Annotated in this window: 26 protein-coding genes, 1 tRNA gene and 1 pseudogene; 16 read left to right on the top strand and 12 right to left on the bottom strand. The window is 43.8% G+C overall.

The features are described 5' to 3' along the window. The first annotated feature begins 73 nt into the window (after positions 1 to 73). The gene (locus CI957_RS02450; protein ID WP_096711962.1) at positions 74 to 484 is read left to right on the top strand and encodes an HNH endonuclease; all 411 of its coding nucleotides are present in this window, start codon (positions 74 to 76) and stop codon (positions 482 to 484) included. A gap of 44 nt (positions 485 to 528) precedes the next feature. Here the strand turns inward: CI957_RS02450 and CI957_RS02445 are convergent, their stop codons facing one another. From CI957_RS02445 to cofD, 4 genes are all read right to left on the bottom strand, one after another. After that, a complete protein-coding gene (locus CI957_RS02445) occupies positions 529 to 1,353 on the bottom strand; it encodes a protease inhibitor I42 family protein (protein ID WP_164909011.1) in 825 nt (274 codons plus the stop codon). A 77-nt stretch (positions 1,354 to 1,430) separates the two neighbouring features. Continuing rightward, positions 1,431 to 1,646, bottom strand: coding sequence for an ABC transporter permease (locus CI957_RS11155; protein WP_341539152.1), 216 nt, complete (start codon positions 1,644 to 1,646; stop codon positions 1,431 to 1,433). A gap of 20 nt (positions 1,647 to 1,666) precedes the next feature. Continuing rightward, complete coding sequence (locus tag CI957_RS02440) at positions 1,667 to 2,647, bottom strand: ABC transporter permease (protein ID WP_341539151.1); 981 nt, start codon at positions 2,645 to 2,647, stop codon at positions 1,667 to 1,669. Between the two features lie 405 nt (positions 2,648 to 3,052). Next, positions 3,053 to 3,976, bottom strand: coding sequence for a 2-phospho-L-lactate transferase (gene cofD / locus CI957_RS02435; RefSeq protein ID WP_096711964.1), 924 nt, complete (start codon positions 3,974 to 3,976; stop codon positions 3,053 to 3,055). A 74-nt stretch (positions 3,977 to 4,050) separates the two neighbouring features. On the opposite strand from cofD, the gene CI957_RS02430 reads away from it, so the two are divergent. From CI957_RS02430 to CI957_RS02395, 8 genes are all read left to right on the top strand, one after another. Continuing rightward, entirely contained in the window at positions 4,051 to 5,247 is a 1,197-nt protein-coding gene (locus CI957_RS02430) for an HD domain-containing protein (protein WP_096711965.1), read from the top strand. Between the two features lie 10 nt (positions 5,248 to 5,257). Further along, on the top strand, positions 5,258 to 5,593 hold the full coding sequence (locus CI957_RS02425) for a hypothetical protein (protein ID WP_096711966.1): 336 nt from the start codon (positions 5,258 to 5,260) through the stop codon (positions 5,591 to 5,593). A 1-nt stretch (position 5,594) separates the two neighbouring features. After that, the gene (locus CI957_RS02420) at positions 5,595 to 6,158 is read left to right on the top strand and encodes a UbiX family flavin prenyltransferase (protein WP_096711967.1); all 564 of its coding nucleotides are present in this window, start codon (positions 5,595 to 5,597) and stop codon (positions 6,156 to 6,158) included. Positions 6,159 to 6,243: 85 nt separating this feature from the next. Continuing rightward, positions 6,244 to 6,321 (top strand) — tRNA-Pro (locus tag CI957_RS02415). 65 nt (positions 6,322 to 6,386) lie between these two features. Further along, positions 6,387 to 6,662, top strand: coding sequence for a ubiquitin-like small modifier protein 1 (locus CI957_RS02410; RefSeq protein WP_096711968.1), 276 nt, complete (start codon positions 6,387 to 6,389; stop codon positions 6,660 to 6,662). 22 nt (positions 6,663 to 6,684) lie between these two features. Next, positions 6,685 to 7,053 (top strand): fluoride efflux transporter CrcB, encoded by a 369-nt coding sequence (gene crcB, locus CI957_RS02405; protein ID WP_128754152.1) that lies wholly within the window; start codon positions 6,685 to 6,687, stop codon positions 7,051 to 7,053. A 1-nt stretch (position 7,054) separates the two neighbouring features. Beyond that, positions 7,055 to 7,411 carry a CrcB family protein gene (locus CI957_RS02400; RefSeq protein ID WP_128754151.1) on the top strand — a complete coding sequence of 119 codons (357 nt, stop codon included), beginning with the start codon at positions 7,055 to 7,057 and terminating at the stop codon, positions 7,409 to 7,411. A gap of 30 nt (positions 7,412 to 7,441) precedes the next feature. Beyond that, complete coding sequence (locus CI957_RS02395; RefSeq protein WP_128754150.1) at positions 7,442 to 7,765, top strand: DUF190 domain-containing protein; 324 nt, start codon at positions 7,442 to 7,444, stop codon at positions 7,763 to 7,765. Here the strand turns inward: CI957_RS02395 and CI957_RS02390 are convergent, their stop codons facing one another. From CI957_RS02390 to CI957_RS02380, 3 genes are all read right to left on the bottom strand, one after another. Beyond that, complete coding sequence (locus CI957_RS02390; protein WP_072360618.1) at positions 7,766 to 8,023, bottom strand: YhbY family RNA-binding protein; 258 nt, start codon at positions 8,021 to 8,023, stop codon at positions 7,766 to 7,768. A 62-nt stretch (positions 8,024 to 8,085) separates the two neighbouring features. Further along, positions 8,086 to 8,793, bottom strand: a complete 708-nt coding sequence (locus tag CI957_RS02385; RefSeq protein WP_096711972.1) for an ATPase domain-containing protein — start codon at positions 8,791 to 8,793, stop codon at positions 8,086 to 8,088. Positions 8,794 to 8,875: 82 nt separating this feature from the next. Beyond that, entirely contained in the window at positions 8,876 to 9,412 is a 537-nt protein-coding gene (locus CI957_RS02380; protein WP_096712142.1) for a molybdenum cofactor biosynthesis protein B, read from the bottom strand. 228 nt (positions 9,413 to 9,640) lie between these two features. Between CI957_RS02380 and CI957_RS02375 the strand changes: the two genes are divergently transcribed. The 5 genes from CI957_RS02375 to CI957_RS02355 are packed head-to-tail and all read left to right on the top strand — an operon-like array spanning position 9,641 to position 14,842. Continuing rightward, a complete protein-coding gene (locus tag CI957_RS02375) occupies positions 9,641 to 10,159 on the top strand; it encodes a 50S ribosomal protein L16 (protein WP_096711973.1) in 519 nt (172 codons plus the stop codon). A 26-nt stretch (positions 10,160 to 10,185) separates the two neighbouring features. Next, a complete protein-coding gene (locus CI957_RS02370) occupies positions 10,186 to 10,800 on the top strand; it encodes a translation initiation factor IF-2 subunit beta (RefSeq protein WP_096711974.1) in 615 nt (204 codons plus the stop codon). A 13-nt stretch (positions 10,801 to 10,813) separates the two neighbouring features. Beyond that, positions 10,814 to 12,001: a radical SAM/SPASM domain-containing protein gene (locus tag CI957_RS02365; protein ID WP_128754149.1), complete on the top strand. Its 1,188-nt coding sequence runs from the start codon at positions 10,814 to 10,816 to the stop codon at positions 11,999 to 12,001. 48 nt (positions 12,002 to 12,049) lie between these two features. Then, positions 12,050 to 13,348: a tryptophan--tRNA ligase gene (locus tag CI957_RS02360; protein ID WP_206631029.1), complete on the top strand. Its 1,299-nt coding sequence runs from the start codon at positions 12,050 to 12,052 to the stop codon at positions 13,346 to 13,348. 18 nt (positions 13,349 to 13,366) lie between these two features. After that, a complete protein-coding gene (locus tag CI957_RS02355) occupies positions 13,367 to 14,842 on the top strand; it encodes a phenylalanine--tRNA ligase subunit alpha (RefSeq protein WP_128754147.1) in 1,476 nt (491 codons plus the stop codon). Between the two features lies 1 nt (position 14,843). On the opposite strand, the gene CI957_RS02350 is transcribed toward CI957_RS02355, so the two are convergent. The 4 genes and pseudogenes from CI957_RS02350 to CI957_RS02325 form a co-directional block, all read right to left on the bottom strand. After that, on the bottom strand, positions 14,844 to 15,020 hold the full coding sequence (locus CI957_RS02350; protein WP_164909010.1) for a 4Fe-4S dicluster domain-containing protein: 177 nt from the start codon (positions 15,018 to 15,020) through the stop codon (positions 14,844 to 14,846). Between the two features lie 36 nt (positions 15,021 to 15,056). Beyond that, positions 15,057 to 15,838, bottom strand: a pseudogene (locus CI957_RS10840) (DUF362 domain-containing protein). A 122-nt stretch (positions 15,839 to 15,960) separates the two neighbouring features. Further along, the gene (locus CI957_RS02330; RefSeq protein ID WP_128754143.1) at positions 15,961 to 16,530 is read right to left on the bottom strand and encodes a DUF531 domain-containing protein; all 570 of its coding nucleotides are present in this window, start codon (positions 16,528 to 16,530) and stop codon (positions 15,961 to 15,963) included. 1 nt (position 16,531) lies between these two features. Next, positions 16,532 to 16,960, bottom strand: coding sequence for a GNAT family N-acetyltransferase (locus tag CI957_RS02325; protein ID WP_128754142.1), 429 nt, complete (start codon positions 16,958 to 16,960; stop codon positions 16,532 to 16,534). 149 nt (positions 16,961 to 17,109) lie between these two features. On the opposite strand from CI957_RS02325, the gene hpt reads away from it, so the two are divergent. Together hpt and dph2 are read left to right on the top strand one after the other, a co-directional pair. After that, the gene (gene hpt, locus CI957_RS02320; RefSeq protein ID WP_128754141.1) at positions 17,110 to 17,682 is read left to right on the top strand and encodes a hypoxanthine/guanine phosphoribosyltransferase; all 573 of its coding nucleotides are present in this window, start codon (positions 17,110 to 17,112) and stop codon (positions 17,680 to 17,682) included. After that, entirely contained in the window at positions 17,669 to 18,652 is a 984-nt protein-coding gene (gene dph2 / locus CI957_RS02315; protein ID WP_172425451.1) for a diphthamide biosynthesis enzyme Dph2, read from the top strand. The genes hpt and dph2 overlap by 14 nt, the downstream gene beginning before the upstream one ends. A 43-nt stretch (positions 18,653 to 18,695) precedes the next feature. Here the strand turns inward: dph2 and CI957_RS02310 are convergent, their stop codons facing one another. Then, positions 18,696 to 19,817 carry an RNA-guided endonuclease TnpB family protein gene (locus CI957_RS02310; protein ID WP_096711982.1) on the bottom strand — a complete coding sequence of 374 codons (1,122 nt, stop codon included), beginning with the start codon at positions 19,815 to 19,817 and terminating at the stop codon, positions 18,696 to 18,698.

Raw genomic sequence — 19,817 nt, 5'->3', positions numbered from 1 at the left:
TAATATAGTGATATCAAGATAAATATTATTAATAAGTTTTTTATTGTAAACTAATACATTCTAGTTGATAAATATGCTTAGAGAAGGAGAGACATACAAAAGAAGCAAGCTCCATGATGAATATGGTGGGAATAGACAAGGCGGAATTGCGAGCTGTAGGAAAAGTGATATGATTTTGCTTTTTACAGGAAATTCTGGTAAAGAACATGGTTATGAAGATGGATGGAAAAGCAATGAAATATTTCACTACACTGGTGAAGGACAAGTTGGAGATATGGAATTTAAACGCGGAAATAAATCTATAAGAGACCATCTAAAAGACGGCAAAGAGATCTATTTATTTGAACAATCAGGAGATGGTTTTGTCAAATGTTTAGGTGAAATGGAATATAATTGTCACCAAATACGAGAAGGAATTGATCGAAATAATCATAAAAGAAATATAATTGTTTTTGAACTCCACAAAAAACCTACTAAAAAATAATGCCAAACTCCACAACAGGAGTACGGCATCCAAATCATCCATCTTCACTCAAGCACATTATCCGTCTGCAATTCAAAGGAATCCTGCACACCATTCACATCCACGGTGTAATTACCCTTCTCCAGACCGTAGACATCAAGGGGTACGTTGATCTCGAAGGGCACAAGGGCCTGGGTGCATATGGCATCCTTAGGGCGCTTTGTAGGAATATGGACATTGAATGTGTTGCCTGTTTTTGCAGTTGTGATATTGGCCTCATCGATCACGGTGCAACCATCCTTAAAGTTACCGGTGGCATGGACACTGACCTGGACCGGGAAGGATTCCATCACCATTATGTCTATGTTATCCACATCGGCGGTGCCGTAGATATACTCGGTGTCATCGCCATCTGCAGGGACAACCGGTTCTCCTTCAACTTCCAGTGTCAGGCTGAAAGTGTCTTCCTCACCCGTGACGTTTTCCCGGGGACGCTTGTAGATGGCATCAATCTGCTGTTTTCCGTTATCCATAATCCTGAAGGTCCATACACGGAAACCCGGTGCACCCACGACATCCTCATTTTCAGGCGATTCAAACTTATCTTCTACGATTTTGATGCCATCGGAAGTTGTCAGGTTCCACTGGTACCCTGTGGAGGGATTTTCTTCCAGGCGTACTGAGAAATAATCCCCGGTGGAAGCATTCACTGTGCTACTGTCCCACTGGCCGGACAGTTCCGTACCGTTGTTCAACGTGTGGGCATCCACACTTTCATTCACACCTGTACCACCATCGTCCGCACACCCCGGGGAAAGGACAACTGCGGCCACCACAACGATAAAAGCAATCAAAAGCAAACCTGCTCCTGCATGAGTGTTAATCTTCAAGTAACCATCTCCATGTGAATACATGGCATTCACATTATATATTTATTTTTTAAGCTGCAAACCCATTCGAACCTTTATCACTGGGTCCGCAGGGCTTCCACGGGATCGAGTTTCGAGGCTTTGTTGGCAGGATAGAGACCAGCAACCAATCCTATGGCCAGGGCAACCAGGAAACCCACAACAATGAGATAGAATGGGAAAATATAAGGTAAATCCAAAAAGTAACCTACACCATAGGAAGCAGCAATACCCAAAACTGTACCCAGTATGCCACCAATAGCACTCAGAACCACCGATTCTATAAGGAACAGGGTCAGTATATTCGCACGGGCAAAAAACCCAGGGACTTGAGCAAGCCCACTTCCTTTGTCCTTTCAGTCACGCTTACAAGCATAATATTCATAATACCTATCGAGCCCACCACCAGGGCAATCAGTGCTACAGAGGTCAGCAGGGTTGTCAGGGCACTGGAAAGCTGATTCAGGTTATCCAGGATATCCGTCTGGTTGAAGATCGAATAGGGTTTGGCATCCTCGTTATCAATATCCCTGCTGGGTACTCCCACCGAACGGGCAAGGTTTTCATCCACATCATCGGTAACCCTATCCAGGATTTCGAGAGAATCCGCTTTAATGAAAAATCCCCCTATATCATCCCTGTGCTGCATCTGTTGCATGACAGCAAGAGGAATAAAAACACGTCCTGCAGGATCCACTTCAGGAGATACGAAGGAGGCATCCGGGTCCTGTATGATACCCTTTACACGAAACGTCCCTGTACTCATCCCTCCATCCACATTTCTTATACTGATATTTATAAAATTCTTGACAGATAGATTCCGGTCAAACTTATCATAGGCCACATCCGAACCGATTACAGCCACGTTCCTGTCCTGACTGGTCAGAAACTGGCCGTGTTCCATATTTATGTTCCCCACTTTCTCATAATCGGGAAGGACCCCACTGACAGTTGCGGTACGCTCCGCTGATTGGTACTTCAGGGTCGCTGATTGCTGGTTAAGTGGGGAGACAGCAGCAACACCATTGGTATTTTCAACCACATTGAACTGGGAATCTCCGAATACATTGTTTTTCTGGGTGAATATAACGATAAAATTAGTACCCGATGCTCCTATTTCTTCTTCGAAGTACTGCCCGAAACTGGTCCCCATGGATATGTTGGCAATTACAGCGGCCACCCCTATGATAATACCCAGGGTAGTCAGGGCAGAGCGCAATTTCGCACTACCTATGCTGGCAAAAGCTAACTTTACCGCCTCTGAAAGCCTGACCATAAGAGATTACCTGATCATTCCTTAGGATTCCATTTTCTGCGATACATATAGACAGCAACGACCAGCAGGACAAGCCCCAACAGTTACTAACCATCCTTGCTGTATTCGTACTCAACCTCATTGCAGGGGTGTATCCTGCAAGCAGAGCTGCAAAAATGGACCCTGTAGAAAAGCAATAGCAACACATTAAGCATAAGAACAGGGGAAAAGTGTATATACGAGACTTACATAAGGGTGTATAGATGAGCGGGTTTTAATCCCTTTTTTAGTACCCCCACTCCCCAGCCCGCTCATACCACCCCCATTAAGGTAAGCAAGCATTTTAGTATAGTAAATGATAGGGAATGTTAACATATATACTCTTTGCTTCTGAATTTTAAGCATGTTTAAAATTTTCAAGCACAATTATTCCAGGGACTCAAACAGATTCCTTACATAACCTGCCAATTGTATACTTATATCTACAGAAGACATCATAGTATCAGCCTTTACTATACTGCAATCCATATTTTCAAAAGAATTACAAACCTGTGGATCACGGATATCTGTTACAAACACATCCAGAAAGTCATGATAGCACCTTGCAACTTCATTTGAAGAAATACCGTAACCACATGCTTTCATAAGTTTACCAGCAGGACCGCTAACAGGTTCATTCCCGATAATAGGACTGATTGCAACCACATTTTTACTTTTAAGGATTTCAGGCATTCCAGCAAGGGATATGATGGGCCCTATGCTTGTAATCGGATTGCTGGGTCCAATCAGGACATTGCTATCTTCCCGTAGTTTTTCCAGCACAGCAGGGGATATAGAAGCTTCACCGATCCCAACCATCTTAACTTCAAGTACATCGGGTTTGCCCTGATGCTTAATCCAGAAATCCTGGTAATGCATCCAGCCCTGGGGTGTGCGGATGATGGTGGATACCGGATCATCTGACATCGGCAGGATGTTGGCCTTGATACCAAAACTTGAACAAAGGTTTACAATTGCTTCAGTCAGGGTAGCTCCGTTGCGAATCATTTCAGATCTCATGATATGCGTGGCCCGATCCCGGTCCCCAAGCATCATCTTTTCATCATAACCACAATCCTTCATAGCATTGAAAGTGCGGAATGTATCACCTGCAATACCCCACCATTTATCGCGATCTATCATACCGGCAAAAAGGTAGAGTACTGTATCAATATCCGGTGTTACAAGATTACCCGATACCCACAGGTCTTCCGCGGTATTCACGACAACTGTAATTTCTTCTTCGTCCATTGTCCGCATCAGGCCATCAAGGAACTTGGGGGTGCCGGTTCCACCGGAAAATATTATCACGATATTACCTCAATTTACTACCAAAATCACAACAAATCACAACATCATTATAATATGAACGGTTATTTAAAAACATGAAGGTCATGAGGGACCCCGTACACGGTCATGTCGAACTTGACGAACTTGCAGTATCCCTTATGGATACACCCCGCATGCAGCGTCTCAGGAGGATACGCCAGCTAGGACTTTCCAACCTGGTATATCCGGGTGCCAACCATACTCGTTTTGAACATTCACTGGGTGCACATCACCTGGCTACAACCCTTGCGGGAGAAATAGATTCAGTACAACAATCTGAAATCGATGAACTCAGGGTTGCTGCAATGTTGCATGATATAGGACACGGACCCCTTTCCCATGTGACAGAAGGCATCATCAAAAAATACACCCGCAGGGAGCATGAAGATGTAAAACACCTGCTGCGCAAAGGAGATATAGCAGAAGTTTGCAGTGATGCCGGCCTCAACATATCCAGGATCGCAGACCACATCCTGGGCAAAACCTCCCTCGGACAGATTATAAACAGTGAGATTGATGTTGACCGCATGGATTACCTCATTCGTGATGCACATTACACTGGCGTTGCATACGGTCTTGTAGATCATAGCCGCCTGATCCATAAAATGCAATTCTATGAAGATAAACTGGTTGTAACAGAAGGTGGACTCAATGCAGCCGAATCCCTGCTTGTATCACGTTTTTTAATGCATCCTTCGGTATATTTCCATCATGTGACACGCATCTCAGAAACAATGATAACAAGAGGCATCGAATATTTGATAGAGCAGGAGAAACTCGATCCCTCCAGCCTTCAGGATATGGATGATTACCGCCTGTTTGAAACCATGCGCCAGGATGGTGGTTACGCCGGGGAGATGATCAACAGGATTGATGAGAGAAAACTGTACAAACGTGCCCTTTATGTAGGGTTTGATGACGTTGATGAGAAGGTTTTGGGCTATCGCAAATCCATCCAGAGGGTGGAAAAAGAAATAGCAGAAGAGGTGGGAATTGATGAAGAAGAAGTCCTCATAGATATTCCGAAATTGCCCCGTATAGAGGAAATGAAAGCATTGATCAAGGTCAACGGAAAGAAAATGACCCTTGATAAAGCCTCCCATCTTGTAGCAACTCTTGAAAAAGCACACCGTGATAACTGGAAGCTTGGGGTTTATACCCCCAGGGAACACAGGGAGAGTGTGAAGAAAATAGCAACCGATTTTTTCGAGGTTAAAAAACAGACCCGACAATACAAGTTAACGGATATATAAGGCGATATAAGTGGAAGTAATTGAAAAAAAAACTGGGAAAAGGAAACTTTTTCTTAGATGGCGCATTATTGGAGACAGTTTGCTTGTAACACTTACGGGCGGCGATGAGCATATAGGAGCAGTTGCTGTGGGTAATTCTGGTGCGTCCTCGGTCATTACCCTGCCCGGACACAGGGATGATGAAATTGCACACAGACAGGCAGGCCGCATTAACAGGAAAACCGGCAAGGATACTGTTTTCCTTGTGGGGATACATTTCAACAACATACAACCTGATGAGGTCAGGAAAATATGCGATACCGCAGAACTCATGGTTGACGAACTTATAGATATAATTGAGGAATAATATGGAAGTTGTAGTGGGAATCAGTGGGGCCTCCGGGGCACAGTACGGAATCAGGCTACTTGAAATATTTGCAGAAAAGGGAATTTATACACACCTTGTAATAACCTCTGCAGCCAGGCAAATAATAAATATAGAAACAAACTGGAATATCGAAGAGGTGGAAAAACTTGCCTGTGAGGTACACGAGGAAAAAGATTTTACTGCTTCTGTAGCAAGCGGATCGCATCCTTACAATGCTTTGATAATAGCCCCCTGCAGCATGAAAACTGCTGCTTCCATTGCACACGGAATCTCAGATAATCTCCTTACAAGGGCTGCTGATGTCTGCCTCAAGGAAGGCAGGAATGTTATCCTGATGGTGCGGGAGACTCCTTTCAGCCGAATCCATCTGGAAAACCTGCTCAAACTCAAGGAATCCGGCACCCAGGTTTTGCCTGCATGTCCTGCATTCTACAACAAACCGCAATCAATAGACGACTTAATTGATTTCATGGCCGGGCGGGTGCTGGATCTTCTGAATATTGATAATGACGTATATCCCAGGTGGGAAGGAGACAGCAACTGAACTAATTTTCACCCTCTTCTGCGCCCTTCAATAGTTAGATATATCTAGGAGAAGTGCATTTAGGGTGGATGCCCTTACATCATGTGGGATAGTAGGGTAGCCTGGCCGATCCTCGAGCGTTTGGGACGCTTGGACTGCGGTTCAAATCCGCGCTATCCCACCATTATTCTTCATCTAACTACTAATTTTAACGAATATTTTATAAACCAGCCTGACGTGGGAAAAACTATGGCTGCCAAGAAGGTTAGATTGTTTGCCAATGTCAGGGAAAAGGCCGGAACTTCTGAAGTAGAGGTCAACGGCGATACCGTTTCTGAGATATTGGATGAAATAATTGCAAAATACCCGAATCTTGAGGAACTTATATTTGAAGATGGCAAAAAACTCAGAGGATATATAAACATCCTGATCAACGGGGAAAATATCCAGCATCTTGAAGGTACAGACACAGCGATTACAGAAAAAGATGAAGTCGCCATATTCCCCCCGGTTTCCGGTGGATAAATAAAAATGGTGGGACAATCCCATGGAATACCGGGATGTTACCAATCTCTTTTTAATAGGAACCGGTGGATTCCTGGGAGCGGTATGCAGATATGGCACGTTCACCATAATACCCGGTACCCGGGGAACACTGGTTGTGAACGTGGTGGGAAGTTTCCTGCTGGGATTGTTACTGTTCTACTCTGACTATATCGGTTACCTGACCCCACGCATCCGAATGTTTGCAGGCATCGGATTTTTAGGTGCATTCACCACATTTTCCACATTCATAGTCCAGACCATGCAAATGCAACCTGTATACGGGTTTGCAAACGTAATGATAAACCTTACAACTGGCCTAATTGCAGTATTTCTTGCAAGAAGCCTGATAATATATATCGGAGATAGGTGAAATGGATATGACAGACTATTTGCTTGTTGGAATCGGCGGGTTTATCGGTGCAATCCTCAGGTATATGGTAGCAGGAATGACCCCGAAAAAAGGAGATATACCCACAGGTACACTCACAGTAAACATCATGGGTACAACAATACTCTCATATCTTACATATTCCCATGCCCTGCAGCATCTTCACCTGTTGAATATAGGTATTCTGGGTTCATTCACCACTTTTTCCACTTTTACGTATGAATCATTCACACTCCTTGAACAGCAGGCCAACCGGAGTTTTCTTACAAATATAATGCTTAATTGTGTGTGCTGTATGCTCGGTGCCGGAATCGGGCATTTAGTGTCAAACTTAACCTAAAAATAGAATTCAACAACGAAGGGAGACCATATGCAATCAAAAATACTGACAATTTATCTTAGTGAAAATGACACATATAAAGGAAAAAATGCTCATCAGGCCATCATCGAATTCTTGCTTGAAAATGATGTGGCCGGGGCCACCGTGCTCAGGGGTATCGAGGGCTACGGAGTACACAGTGTAATCCATAAAACAAGTATCCTCAGGCTTGGAATGGATCTCCCCATCATAGTACAGGCCGTGGATGAAGAAGAAAAGTTGCGTAACACCCTGCCCGAACTCAAGAAAATGGTTCCTGATGAACTCATTGTGATGCAGGATGTGGAAATCCTGGCAGGGCATAAAATGGATTAATTACCTGTAGAGGACTATCGCCCTTCCACGCACATCTATCAGGGTAGTGGATGTAAGAGAGGCCAGTTCCTCTGCAATTGAATCCATACTTTCACCGGGAAAACTTTTGAGGATTTTTACCTTGACAAGATGATTGGCTTTAATTTGTTTTTTCAATTCAGTTACAACCGCATCATCAATTCCCTTTTTACCCAGAGTAAGAATGGGTTTCAGGTGAGTTGCTTCTGACCTAAATTTCCTTATTTTATCCTTATCCATCAAATAACACCTGCCTATAGGGACCTGCATGAAGTATATATAACTAACTTAAAGAAAAGCATTCAGTCTTCCTTTATGCCCTGAATGGATATAGAACCATCTTCCACCAAATACTCAAACCAGGGAGTGGGTTTGGAAGATATGCCTACTGCACGTAGGTAATGACTGCCGTTTTCTTCCTGCACCTCAATCATACCATCATAAAGTTGTTTTAAGGTAGCAATTGTACGGGAGTCATGCATCTGGTCTTCAACTACGAATAAACCAAGCCCCTTTATGGCTTTGATTCTGCCTGTGAACACGTGCATGAAACGAAATACCGTCTGGATATTAGAGTACATGAGAATGGTGGAGACAGAATTAATACAGAGAATATTATGGGATATTTGACGTTTCATCCAGAATTGTTCAAAAAACTGACTTATTCGAACACCTATACCTGTAAGATCCACAGGACTAGAAGCACGTTTTATGTTATCAGTATCATCAGCTGCCATCCCCAGCGTCTTTGTTACACAATCCACAATCCCTATGTTGGAGACAGGTAGGGTTTTGTCAAAGGAGGTGAACCATTCCAGGACATGTTCACCCGGTTCTCTTGTAGAGACTATGACCGAAGATTCTTGCCTTTTGAGACCATTTTTAAGAATGTGGTATGCAACATCTTCCTTTCCACTCATAGGAGGACCTATTACCATCAGATTGCTTCCTCCACGGATTTCCCCGATAATATTATCCAGCTCTTCAATGCCCAGTGAATAGGATGTCATATACTCCAGTTGAACTCTCTATTTTAATTTATTATATAAGGATAGCCCTTAATAACATTATTCCTGATAATACCCTCAGTTATTACGATCTTGCATGTTTTACTATATGTCCGGCTTCAGGAATTACGATTTCCTCAACTGCAAGTTCCACTGCCTTTGGAGAACCAGGAAGGCAGAAAACTGCACAACCCTGTATGATACCTGCAGTTGCCCTGCTCAATATTGTGGCAGACCCTATCTGATCCAGACTTTTAAGACGGAAAAGTTCTCCGAATCCTTCAAGTTCTTTTTCAAATAATGGACAAAGGGCTTCTATGGTCACATCGCAAGCAGATAAGCCTGTGCCGCCGGTAGTGATCACAACATCGGCTCCATTAAAGATCGCTGACAGGACTTCTTTTCTTATATCTGCGATATTATCTGCCACAAGCCTGTAGCACAATACATTGTGATGGGCAGCCCCTATAAGATCTGACATTCGTTGCCCCGAGACATCATCCGCAGCAGAGGGTGATTCTGTAGATCCATATGTATTAAAACGAGAAGTTGAGATGGTTACAAGACTAAAGGCATATACTTTATCAGTTCCTTTTTTATGCTCTTTGGTGCTGGAGCTCATAAAAGAACATATAGAAAACTGCATATATTATAATTTCTGCTGCATACCCTTTACAAATACAACAAATGACCGATAAGACTTATTAACTACCAGACAATATGGAGGGGCAATATAAGATAGTACACCATCCCATCAATACATTAAAATATGTAAATCTCAATAAGAAACCAAAACTTTCGAGAATGGGATAATTCTACATCATTATCATTCCAAGGAGGCTTTTAGTCCATGACAAGAAAACCAGCAAGTATGTACAGGAACATTAAACAGCGCTCATATACACGCAGAAAGTACATGGGTGGTGTTCCGGGAAGTCAGGTAATACACTACGACATGGGAAATAAGACCGCAGATTTTCAGGTCAAGATGTCACTTATATCTGAAGAGAAATGTCAGATGAGACATACAGCTCTTGAAGCAGCAAGGATATCAGCTAACAGACATATGCTTTCCAAAGTGGGCCGTATCAGTTACCATTTCAAATTAAGAGTTTACCCCCACGAGGTTCTGAGAGAAAACAAACAGGCAACCGGTGCAGGTGCAGACCGTGTATCCAGTGGTATGAGAAAAGCATTCGGAAAAGCTGTAGGTACTGCAGCAAGAGTCTCTGCCGGGCAGAAGATATTCACTGTTTCTGTCAATAAGAAGAACTTCAAGCATGCAAAAGCTGCACTTAAAAGAGCAGGACAGAAGCTTCCAACACCAATAAGAATTGTTGTTGATGAAGGCGCAGAGCTGGTACAATAAAACCAGCTTTTGAGGAGGGGACACTTATGGAAGATTATGAATCCTTGCTTGACCAGGCAATGGAAAATCTACCGGAAACCGAAACAAGAGATGAAGAACGTTTTGTAATTCCGGAACCCAAGGTTTATTTTGAGGGAAAAACAACGGTACTGGACAATTTTGCACAAATTAGAAGTGTCCTTAACCGTGATGCTGATCATCTGATGAAGTACCTCACAAGGGAACTGGGTACCGCCGGTAAGGTCGAAGGTGGCAAGGCCATATTTCAGGGGAAGTTCCCTGTCCAGGCTATCAAGTCCAACATAACTGCATATGCTGATGAATATGTCATATGTTCGGAATGCAACAGGCCAGATACGAAACTTGTGAAGGTTGACAGAGTCCTAATGATGAGATGTGCCGCATGTGGTGCGCACAGGCCTGTCAAGAAAAGGAAAGCCACTGCACCTACCCCTGAATCAGCCCTTGAAGAAGGGAAAGAATATGAAGTCAAGATTGATGCTGTTGGTTCCAAGGGAGACGGAATCGCCAAGATGGCAAAATTCACGATTTTCGTTCCTGGTACTGCCAAGGGCGATGTCTTAAAGATCAGGATCAAAAAAATCAGTGGAAACCTGGCTTTTGCAGAGAAGGCTAATTAAGGAGCAATACCCAATGTCAGTCGATGAAAAGGGTCAGGGAATCAATATTTTTTCGATTCCCGGCCTAAACATTGACCTCGAAGATTCAAACGGCTCTTTACAGTTAAATTCCCGGGGCCAGCTTAGATATGCCTGCTCACCTATCCTGAAAAAAATTAATGAAAGATTAAGGGAAGAAAAGCCCGTACATATTGGCAAGGACAGGGTAATTGCTTCTACCTGGCTGCCTCCAATTCCGAGCGGCCCTTTTAAAAGACTCCTTAATGCTGAAGTACAGCATGCTTTGGGGAGACGAGTACCTGAAACTGTTTCTTTTGAGATCACACGACAATGCAAATGTAATTGTGACCATTGCATTATAAGTGGTGGAGAGGAAGATCTTGACACAGAAACTGTCAAGAAAACAATAGATAATGCTCTTGATATGGGTGCATTCATAATTATTTTTACCGAAGGAGATCCTCTTCTCAGGGAAGATATTTTTGAATTAATAGAGTATGTCGACAAGGAACGTGCAATTGTCAATATGTACACACCTGGAACAGACATGAATCCTCAAACGGCAAGAAAGCTAAAGGAAGCGGGATTGCATAATCTTTTAGTCAGTATATATTCCACCAATCCCGAAAAGCATAATGCTGTAAGAAGACTTGAGGGTGCATTTGATATGGCTACATCTGCCATAAAGTATGGACTTGATGCTGATTTATTAGTCACTATGTGTACTCATGCCTCCCCGAAAAATATGGATGAACTCCCACAACTCTATGCTCTTGCAACAGAGATGGGAGTGAGCGAATTTTCAATCTGGGAAAGCGCTCCGAAAAAAAAAGGTGATGCTATTATCTCATCTGAGGACAGAGAAAAAGTCCTTGAAATGCACCATAAGGCCAATTCCACAGAAACGGGCCCCAGAATATTTACCAATAGTTATTTTGAAGGTGAGATGCTGGGTTGCATGGCGGCTCAGCGCTGGATGCATATCTGCGTGGACGGATCGGTCAAGCCCTGCCCATATATCCCATTCAGTTTTGGCAACATACAGGACCAACAGTTAAGAGACATCTGGAAGAACATGAAAAAAGCCCCCCGATTTGAATCCGGGGATGTATTCTGCCAGATGCAGATGCCACAATATCTTGAACTTGTGGAAAAGATTCCAGATGGAACTGTCCCCCCCTATCCATTTGACAAAATCTAATAAATCATACCAATGACAAAATAAATCAGATTAATCTTGAGGATATGCATGAATGTGAAACTAGATCCCTGGGGCTCGTCAAATATCAACGACTATTCAAAATTGTTCGATGAATTTGGAATACAGCGTTTTGATGAACTTCTGCCCGGGATCGAGCAACCCAGCGCTTACATGAGAAGGAAGATTATCTTTGGCCACAGAGATTATGACATGATAACCCGGGCCATGAACGACAATGACCCGTTTGCGGTAATGAGCGGGTTCATGCCTTCCGGAAAAGTCCATCTTGGTGGAAAAATGGTCATGGACCAGATCGTCTGGCACCAGCAGATGGGCGGTGAGGCTTTTGTGGGTATTGCCGACAGGGAAGCATATTCAGTCAGGGGATATTCCTGGGAAAAATGTAAACAGATTGGAATTGAGGAATATATCCTTAGCCTGATTGCCCTGGGATTTGAACCAGAGGGGCATATTTATTTCCAGTCCCAATCCAAAAATGTAAAGGATCTGGCCTTTGAACTGGGTGTCAAGGCAAATTTCTCGGAACTCAGTGCAATATATGGTTTCAATGGACGGACCAATATAGCACATATGGTCAGTGCCCTCTCACAGAGTGCGGATATCCTCCAGCCCGAACTTGAAGAATTCGGCGGACCCAAGCCGACAGTTGTTCCTGCGGGGGCCGATCAGGACCCGCACATGAGACTCACCCGGGGACTTGCCAACAAAATGAACATGTTCCTTATCGAAAAAAGGACGGATAAGAATAACGTGCCCTTTGTCAGTGTCCGAAGCAAGACCGCACCTGTTGATGCACTTGAAGAGGTTTCAGAGGCATTGCCCTGGGATACGAAACTGTTCGAGGGGCATGTAGATATCTTTGGCGTGGACGACCTGACCAAACTTAAGGAAATCACAATGGAAGTCGAAATGAATAACGGAGGATATGGATTCCTTCCACCGGCTTCGACCTATCATCGCTTTATGTCCGGTTTGCAGGGGGGTAAGATGTCAAGCAGTGTACCTGACAGCCTGATTGCCCTTACCGATGATCCGGATGATGCCGCCCGCAAGGTTAAGAAGGCAAAGACGGGCGGGCGTATGACCCTGAAGGAACAAAAGGAACTCGGGGGACAGCCCGACGAATGTTCGGTCTATGAGTTACTCGTATTCCATCTTAGTGACGACGACGGGGAACTGGCACAAATTCATTCCGAATGTTTGGATGGCAGTCGCATGTGCGGAAGTTGCAAGGGACTGGCAGCAGAACGTATGGCAGAATTCCTCAAAGACCATCAGGAAAAAAGGGAACTGGCACGCGAGAGACTTGAAGAATACGGACTCTGATACTTAAAGGGAGATACTATGGAAAACCTCAATCTTACACTGAATGAAAAGGAAGTACTTCTCTTCCTCGAAAAAAAAGGTACTGCAAGTCCCGCAGATATAGCCGATGGAACATCCCTGAAAATAGAGAATGCTACACAGGCCTCTTTTTTGCTTGAAGAAAAGGGTCTTGCAGAAGTTAAGGATGAAGTATCGGAAAAATATCGCCTCAGTGCAGAGGGTGTGCAATATGCCGAAAAAGGTCTTCCTGAAAGACAGGTGCTCAATAGGATCGACGGGCCTACTTCTATAAAGAATTTACAGGAAATGCTATCTCCCGGGATTATGGGAATTGCAACCGGATGGCTTAAGAGAAAAGGCTGGGCATCCATTGAAAAAGGAAATATCATACCCGCAGCAGATGTATCCGAAACCGCAGACGAGATTGCCCTGGCAAAACTCGGTGAGACGGCGGCTTCCCTTGAAGAAACCGGAATTGACCAGAAGGTTATGAAGGACCTGCTCAAACGCAAACTGGTAGAAAAAGAAGAAACCAAAAGCCGTACTATCACAATTACAGCTGAGGGGCAAAAAATCGCTGCATCCGGCCTCGAACTTACCGAAGATATCACCCAGCTGACCTCCCGGATGCTCAAAAGCGGAGAATGGAAGAACAAGACTTTCCGTTCATACAATATTGACAAACCGCCAAAAAAAGTGTATGCAGCAAAAATCCACCCCTACCAGCGCCTGATAGACCAGATGCGCCAGATCTTTCTGGAAATGGGATTCACTGAAATCAAGGGAGATATTATACAGAGCTCTTTCTGGAACTTTGATGCCCTTTTCCAGCCACAGGACCACCCTGCCCGGGAAATGCAGGATACATTCCATCTGGAATCCCATTCACAGTTGCCGGGCGAATACGTGGAAACTGTCTGTTCCATGCATGAAAAGGGCGGTGACATTGAATCCAGGGGATGGGGTGGTAAATGGGATCGTGACGTAGCAAAACGCAATGTATTGCGCACACATACCACCTCGGTCAGTATCAAACACCTGGCTGATAATCCAAAACCACCGGTCAAAGCTTTTTGTATAGACAGGGCATATCGCCGGGAAACAATTGATCCCACACATACCCCTGAATTCGAGCAGCTGGAAGGTGTGGTAATGGACAGGAACATGTCCTTTGCCAACCTGCTGGGATGTCTGAAGGAATTCTATCACAGGATGGGATTCGAGAATGTCAGATTCAGGCCCGGCTATTTCCCCTATACCGAGCCCAGTGTAGAACCCGAGGTTTATATTGAGGAACTGGGATGGGTTGAGCTCGGCGGTGCCGGAATATTCAGAAAAGAAGTAACTGAGCCCCTCGGCATCAAAGAACCGGTTTTAGCATGGGGTCTTGGTGTCAGCCGTCTGGCAATGCTGAGATTGGGTTTGAAGGACCTGCGTGAATTATACCAGTCCGACATTGGATGGTTGCGCAAAACCCCTGTCTGTAAACTCTGATTCAAAGCAGTTGGGCAGTGACTTTTTGGATTTTACAGCTTCTGCCGGGCATAATTCCCGGCAGCAATAACACAGGATAAATTTTTTTATCATCTATGACAGTATGTCCCTTATCCATATGTATGGCTTCTGCAGGACAATTATTCATACACGTTCCACAGGCGGTGCATTTTCCCAATCTATTGCAGGCCGGACTGTGAATAAGTTTCCTGCATTAATGGACAATCCAGACAGGCAACATCCTAAGCATGCTAGGGTCCGGCCTCTTAAAAGGCACAGCAATTTCATTCACATCAAGACCAATTACTTCTGGAGAATCTTTGCCATGAAATTTCTCTGCCACAAGATTGGAAGGTATTGAAAGGGAATTAAAGCCCATTAACTGTGCCGCAACTATATCCAGTGAGATACCGTCTTTTGAGGCAAGGATTGCACCTACATTAATTGGTTTGCCTCTGGAGGGGCCATCGCCCTCCATTCCTACAACTGCATCAATAAGTGATAGTTGTGGAGTTGCCACATTGTAAATATCCAGAAGAACTTCACTAAATATCAGAGGATCGGCCATCATGTGTACTTCCTTCCTGATGCGCAGGGAAACAGCACCGAACATTTTTTCACTGCGCCGGTCATTGTTGTGAGTTCATGGGTCTTGAGCTTGGGCAGGTTAATGATATAATCAGCATCCAATACGCTGTCACTCACATAGATCTCATCCAAACGCAGGGGTTTTTCAGGTTTTACTTTACTAAAGCCTTGCAGTCTGGAAATTTACAACTTCACCTCCACCCTCTAGAGCAGCCTGTTTTATACCGGATTTCTCTAGGCTTCTGCGGTTGCTCCGGCAGATGTAATACCGGCACAATCCCCTACAACAGGATGAGCACCCGCTTCCTTTACAATTTCACATACGGCACGGACAAGAGAGGGATGGGTTGTAGCCGCATCTTCTGGTTTCCGGGCAGCAAGCACATTGGGTTTAATCAAGATGCGCATACCTGCTATGATTTATCAGAACAACCAAGCATATCGATTGCCTTCCTGACTGCCTGTTTGGAGGCGGAATAAATCCATACAGTGAACTAATGCTACCCGGTTATCACTCATTGTAGGAATTATCAGGAAAAGTGCTTAAAAGATTTATGGGACTTATGCTTATTACTTTTTATTCCCTCAACTATGCCCATTATATAGGCAGGAATTGCCCCCATAGCCGTACATGTTTCACAGGAAGTACCCTCACTACTTATATCAAGATGATTGGGAGCCTGTTTTATAATTGATTTTGGCAATCCTTTCCTGCCAAGTCCAACGAGGAAGAGGTAGGAATCATGATGCAATATTCCCTGTGCAGCATCCATAGCTGTCATTCGTTTTGATTCGTCTGCTCTGGAAGTGGTTGCAACAGGTTTGCCAAAATGTGCCGGAAAACCTTTTTTTGGAAGATCCTGTACAAAAAAATGATGGTCTTCATTGAGCTGTTGCAGATAGGCTCCTGATTCCCCTATTGTTGTTTTTTCCACAACATACTTCACAAGTTCATCTTTTTCCATATCAAAAGGAAAATCAAAAAGGGCAAGGCTAAAACCAAATATCTTGCAAATCGGGGCTGCCCGGGCAATAGCCCTGTAATGGGCATCAAGGACCTTTATACGATCATAAGTATTGACAATTCCAAGGGTCTGCATATTATTCTCTCCTCCACACCATCACGTCCTGGCTGCAATTTTTCAGGCATTCACAGCATGCACAGTCATCCCACAATTCTTCTCTGGAAGGACTGGTTACTTCAATAAAACCTGATTTCCTGAAAAAGGATGTTGCTGTGGTTCTTGCATATACTGCACTTCCCGATGAGAGATTCAGGGCACTGGAGACCAGCAAAGAGCCGATCCCTTTATTCCTGAATGAAGGGTGAACTGCAATACTATGTACCTCCTCAATGTTATCCCTTACAAATGCTACTGTGCCCACTATTTTGTCACCAACTCTTGCCAGCAGAAAATTCCCTGTATCCAGATCTTGCCCATCGAGAAAATAGGTAGAGAGCAACGAGTCTATAGCTGTCCTATCATCCGCAGCTGCCTGACATATTGTAATGTCCTCTGTAAGATGCATGATCTCTGAATCCTGTCCCTGAGGAGAGAGGTTTTATATAAATAGATGTTGCAGATACCAGCCGCCAGTTATAAATATAAATCCATTTATTCCTGCCTTCAATCTTTCTTCGACCAGGAAGACGATTCTTCTCATTATCGGGGTGAAATATGTTAGAAATACTCAAGAAATCCCTGAGGAAGGCACCAATTGTAAAACGCGGTAAATACCCCTATTTCATACATCCAATTACAGATGGTGTACCTGCAATAGATCCCAGGCTGCTTGATGAGATCAGTGACTACATCATAGAGCATTCCGATATGGATGCCGACCGGATCCTGTCTATTGAAGCGATGGGGATTCCCCTTGCAACAGCAATCTCCCTGAAAACAGGCATCCCATTTTCTATCGTGCGCAAAAGGCAATACCAATTGCCCGGTGAAATAAGGATATCCCAGAGCACAGGATATTCTAAAGGTGAACTTTATATAAACGGCGTTGAAAAAGGTGAACGTATACTGCTTGTTGATGACGTAATCAGCACAGGAGGTACCCTGCGCTTTCTGGTAAAGGCCCTGGAAGAAAAAGGAGTTACTATAAGCGATATAGTAGTTATTATAGGTAGGGGAGATGGTGTACAGCAACTTGCAGGACAAGGAATAAGGGTCAAAACACTTGTAGATATAGCTGTGAATGAGGACGGGGTTTCAATACTGGAGGACACCGGTGAAACTAATTGAGAATTTTGACATTGACCTGGAATCCATTGTTAATATGATTGTTCAGGAAAAAGCCACAAAGGTCGGCCTCCAGCTGCCTGAAGGCTTCAAACGCCAGGCAATGAAGATCGCGGGATATATAGAGGATAATACCGATGCAGAAACTCTCATTTCAGGCAACCCCTGTTATGGGGCATGTGATCTTGATATACAACTTGTCAAAGATACCGATCTTGTATTCCACTTCGGCCATTCCAGGCTTGAACCTTTTGAAAATGTAGTTTATATTGAAGCACCCTCACACCTCGATATAAGTAATGTGGTTTTTCAGGCTGCAGACAAACTTAAAGGAAAAAGGATAGGCCTCCTTACGACTGTACAGCACGTGCATAAACTGGAAGAAGTCAGGAAAATCCTTGAAAAAAAAGGATTCGAAACCATTATCGGAAAAGGAGATGGAAGGATCGTGCATCCGGGACAGGTACTTGGCTGCAATTTTTCAGCTGCATATGACATAACCTGTGAAGAATACCTGTATATTGGCGGCGGGAAGTTTCATCCGCTGGGTATAGCCCTTTCAACAGGCAAACCCATACTCTGTGCGAATCCGTTTACTTCATCCGTAGAGTACATCGACCTCAAGCAAATCATGAAACAGAGATATGCAGCAATTGCAAAAACCATGGAAGGAAAGAGGTTCTGTATACTGGTGTCCACTAAACCCGGTCAGGAAAGAATGGAACTTGCCAGGAATATAAGGGACATTGCCAGGGAAAAAGGAAAAGAGGCATCAATTGTAACAATGGATCTCATAACACCCGACCAGCTCCTGCAATTCCAGGCGGATGCATATGTCAATACTGCATGTCCCAGGATTGCAATCGACGAGGCAGGGAGATTCCCGGCCCCCATGTTAACTCCCCCTGAATTTGAGATCGTACTGGGGATACGTGAATGGGAAGAACTGGTTTTTGATGAGATAAGGGAATGATAGGTCAACTACCCCTCCCTGCCGGAAGGGGCTTGTAAGTAAATCATTGTGCTGTATCCTGTACAGTACTCATCCCTACATTCGGCTGGTTGACAGACAGCCTACTCAGGCAAGTTATACCTGCATGAGCAATGTTTCGTGCAGCGTTGAGGTCAGCATGTATTTGAAATCCACAATTGCGACAACGGTAAGAACTACCATCCCTGTTTCCCCTATAAGTATGTCCACATTTGGAACACTTCTGACTGGAATACCGGGGGTCAACAGAAATAACCCGTTTTCCAAGGGCTTCTGCCTTATAGCGAATAAACTGTTCCAGTTGATAAAAACTCCAATTGCTGAGTTTCCTGTTAAAATTCTTACCCTTTCGATTCTGGACACGAATACTTGTCAAATCTTCAAGAGCAATCACATCATAAGGCATATTGACAATTTCTTTGGCAATACAATGATTAACATCAGTCACAAACCGTCTTTCCTTTCTGCGAATCTTCTTCAAGAGACGTTTAGCAGATTTGGTGCCTTTGGACTGAAGTTCCTGCCTGAGATGTGCATATTTGGCCCTTGTGTTTTTGACCTCTTTACTGTTAAAAAAGACATTATTAGAACATACAGCAACATTAACAATCCCTCTGTCTACACCCATAACAGTATTACCAGTTGGTTCAGGAGATTCTTTTCGAAGAGTTACATGCAGATAGAACACATCGTTTGCTGTGTCATACCTAAGTGTAGAACTCCTGATTTCCCAATTGATATATTGTTTGTAGTATTCAGGGAGTGTAAAGTGGACCTTCACTCTGCCATCAGCAGATGCAATAGAAGCAAATCCATGTTCAAAAATAATACGGATAACACGTTTATTGTATCTGATTGCAGAGAAAGGTTTACTCACAGGAAGGCGCATTTTCTTAACAGCCTTGAGTGCTTCACAGGCAACATCCCTTGCACCCTGAACAAGTGCAGAAGGAAGTTGTGGATACTGTTCTCTAATGTCTTTGTAAGTAGCGTGATGGATAGAGACTTTGGAATGAGTATGATTGGCAAACCCATACTCAGCAACTATGTTGAACACATTGTTAAAACAAACAACAGTGTTTTTGAGACTTGTTTTGTCTTCCTCAGACATATCAAGTTTCAATTTAATAGTCCTATCCATACTCAT

This window comes from Methanohalophilus sp. WG1-DM (assembly GCF_004104135.1).
Classification (GTDB): domain Archaea; phylum Halobacteriota; class Methanosarcinia; order Methanosarcinales; family Methanosarcinaceae; genus Methanohalophilus; species Methanohalophilus euhalobius.
This window is presented reverse-complemented; position numbering and strand designations above follow the sequence as displayed.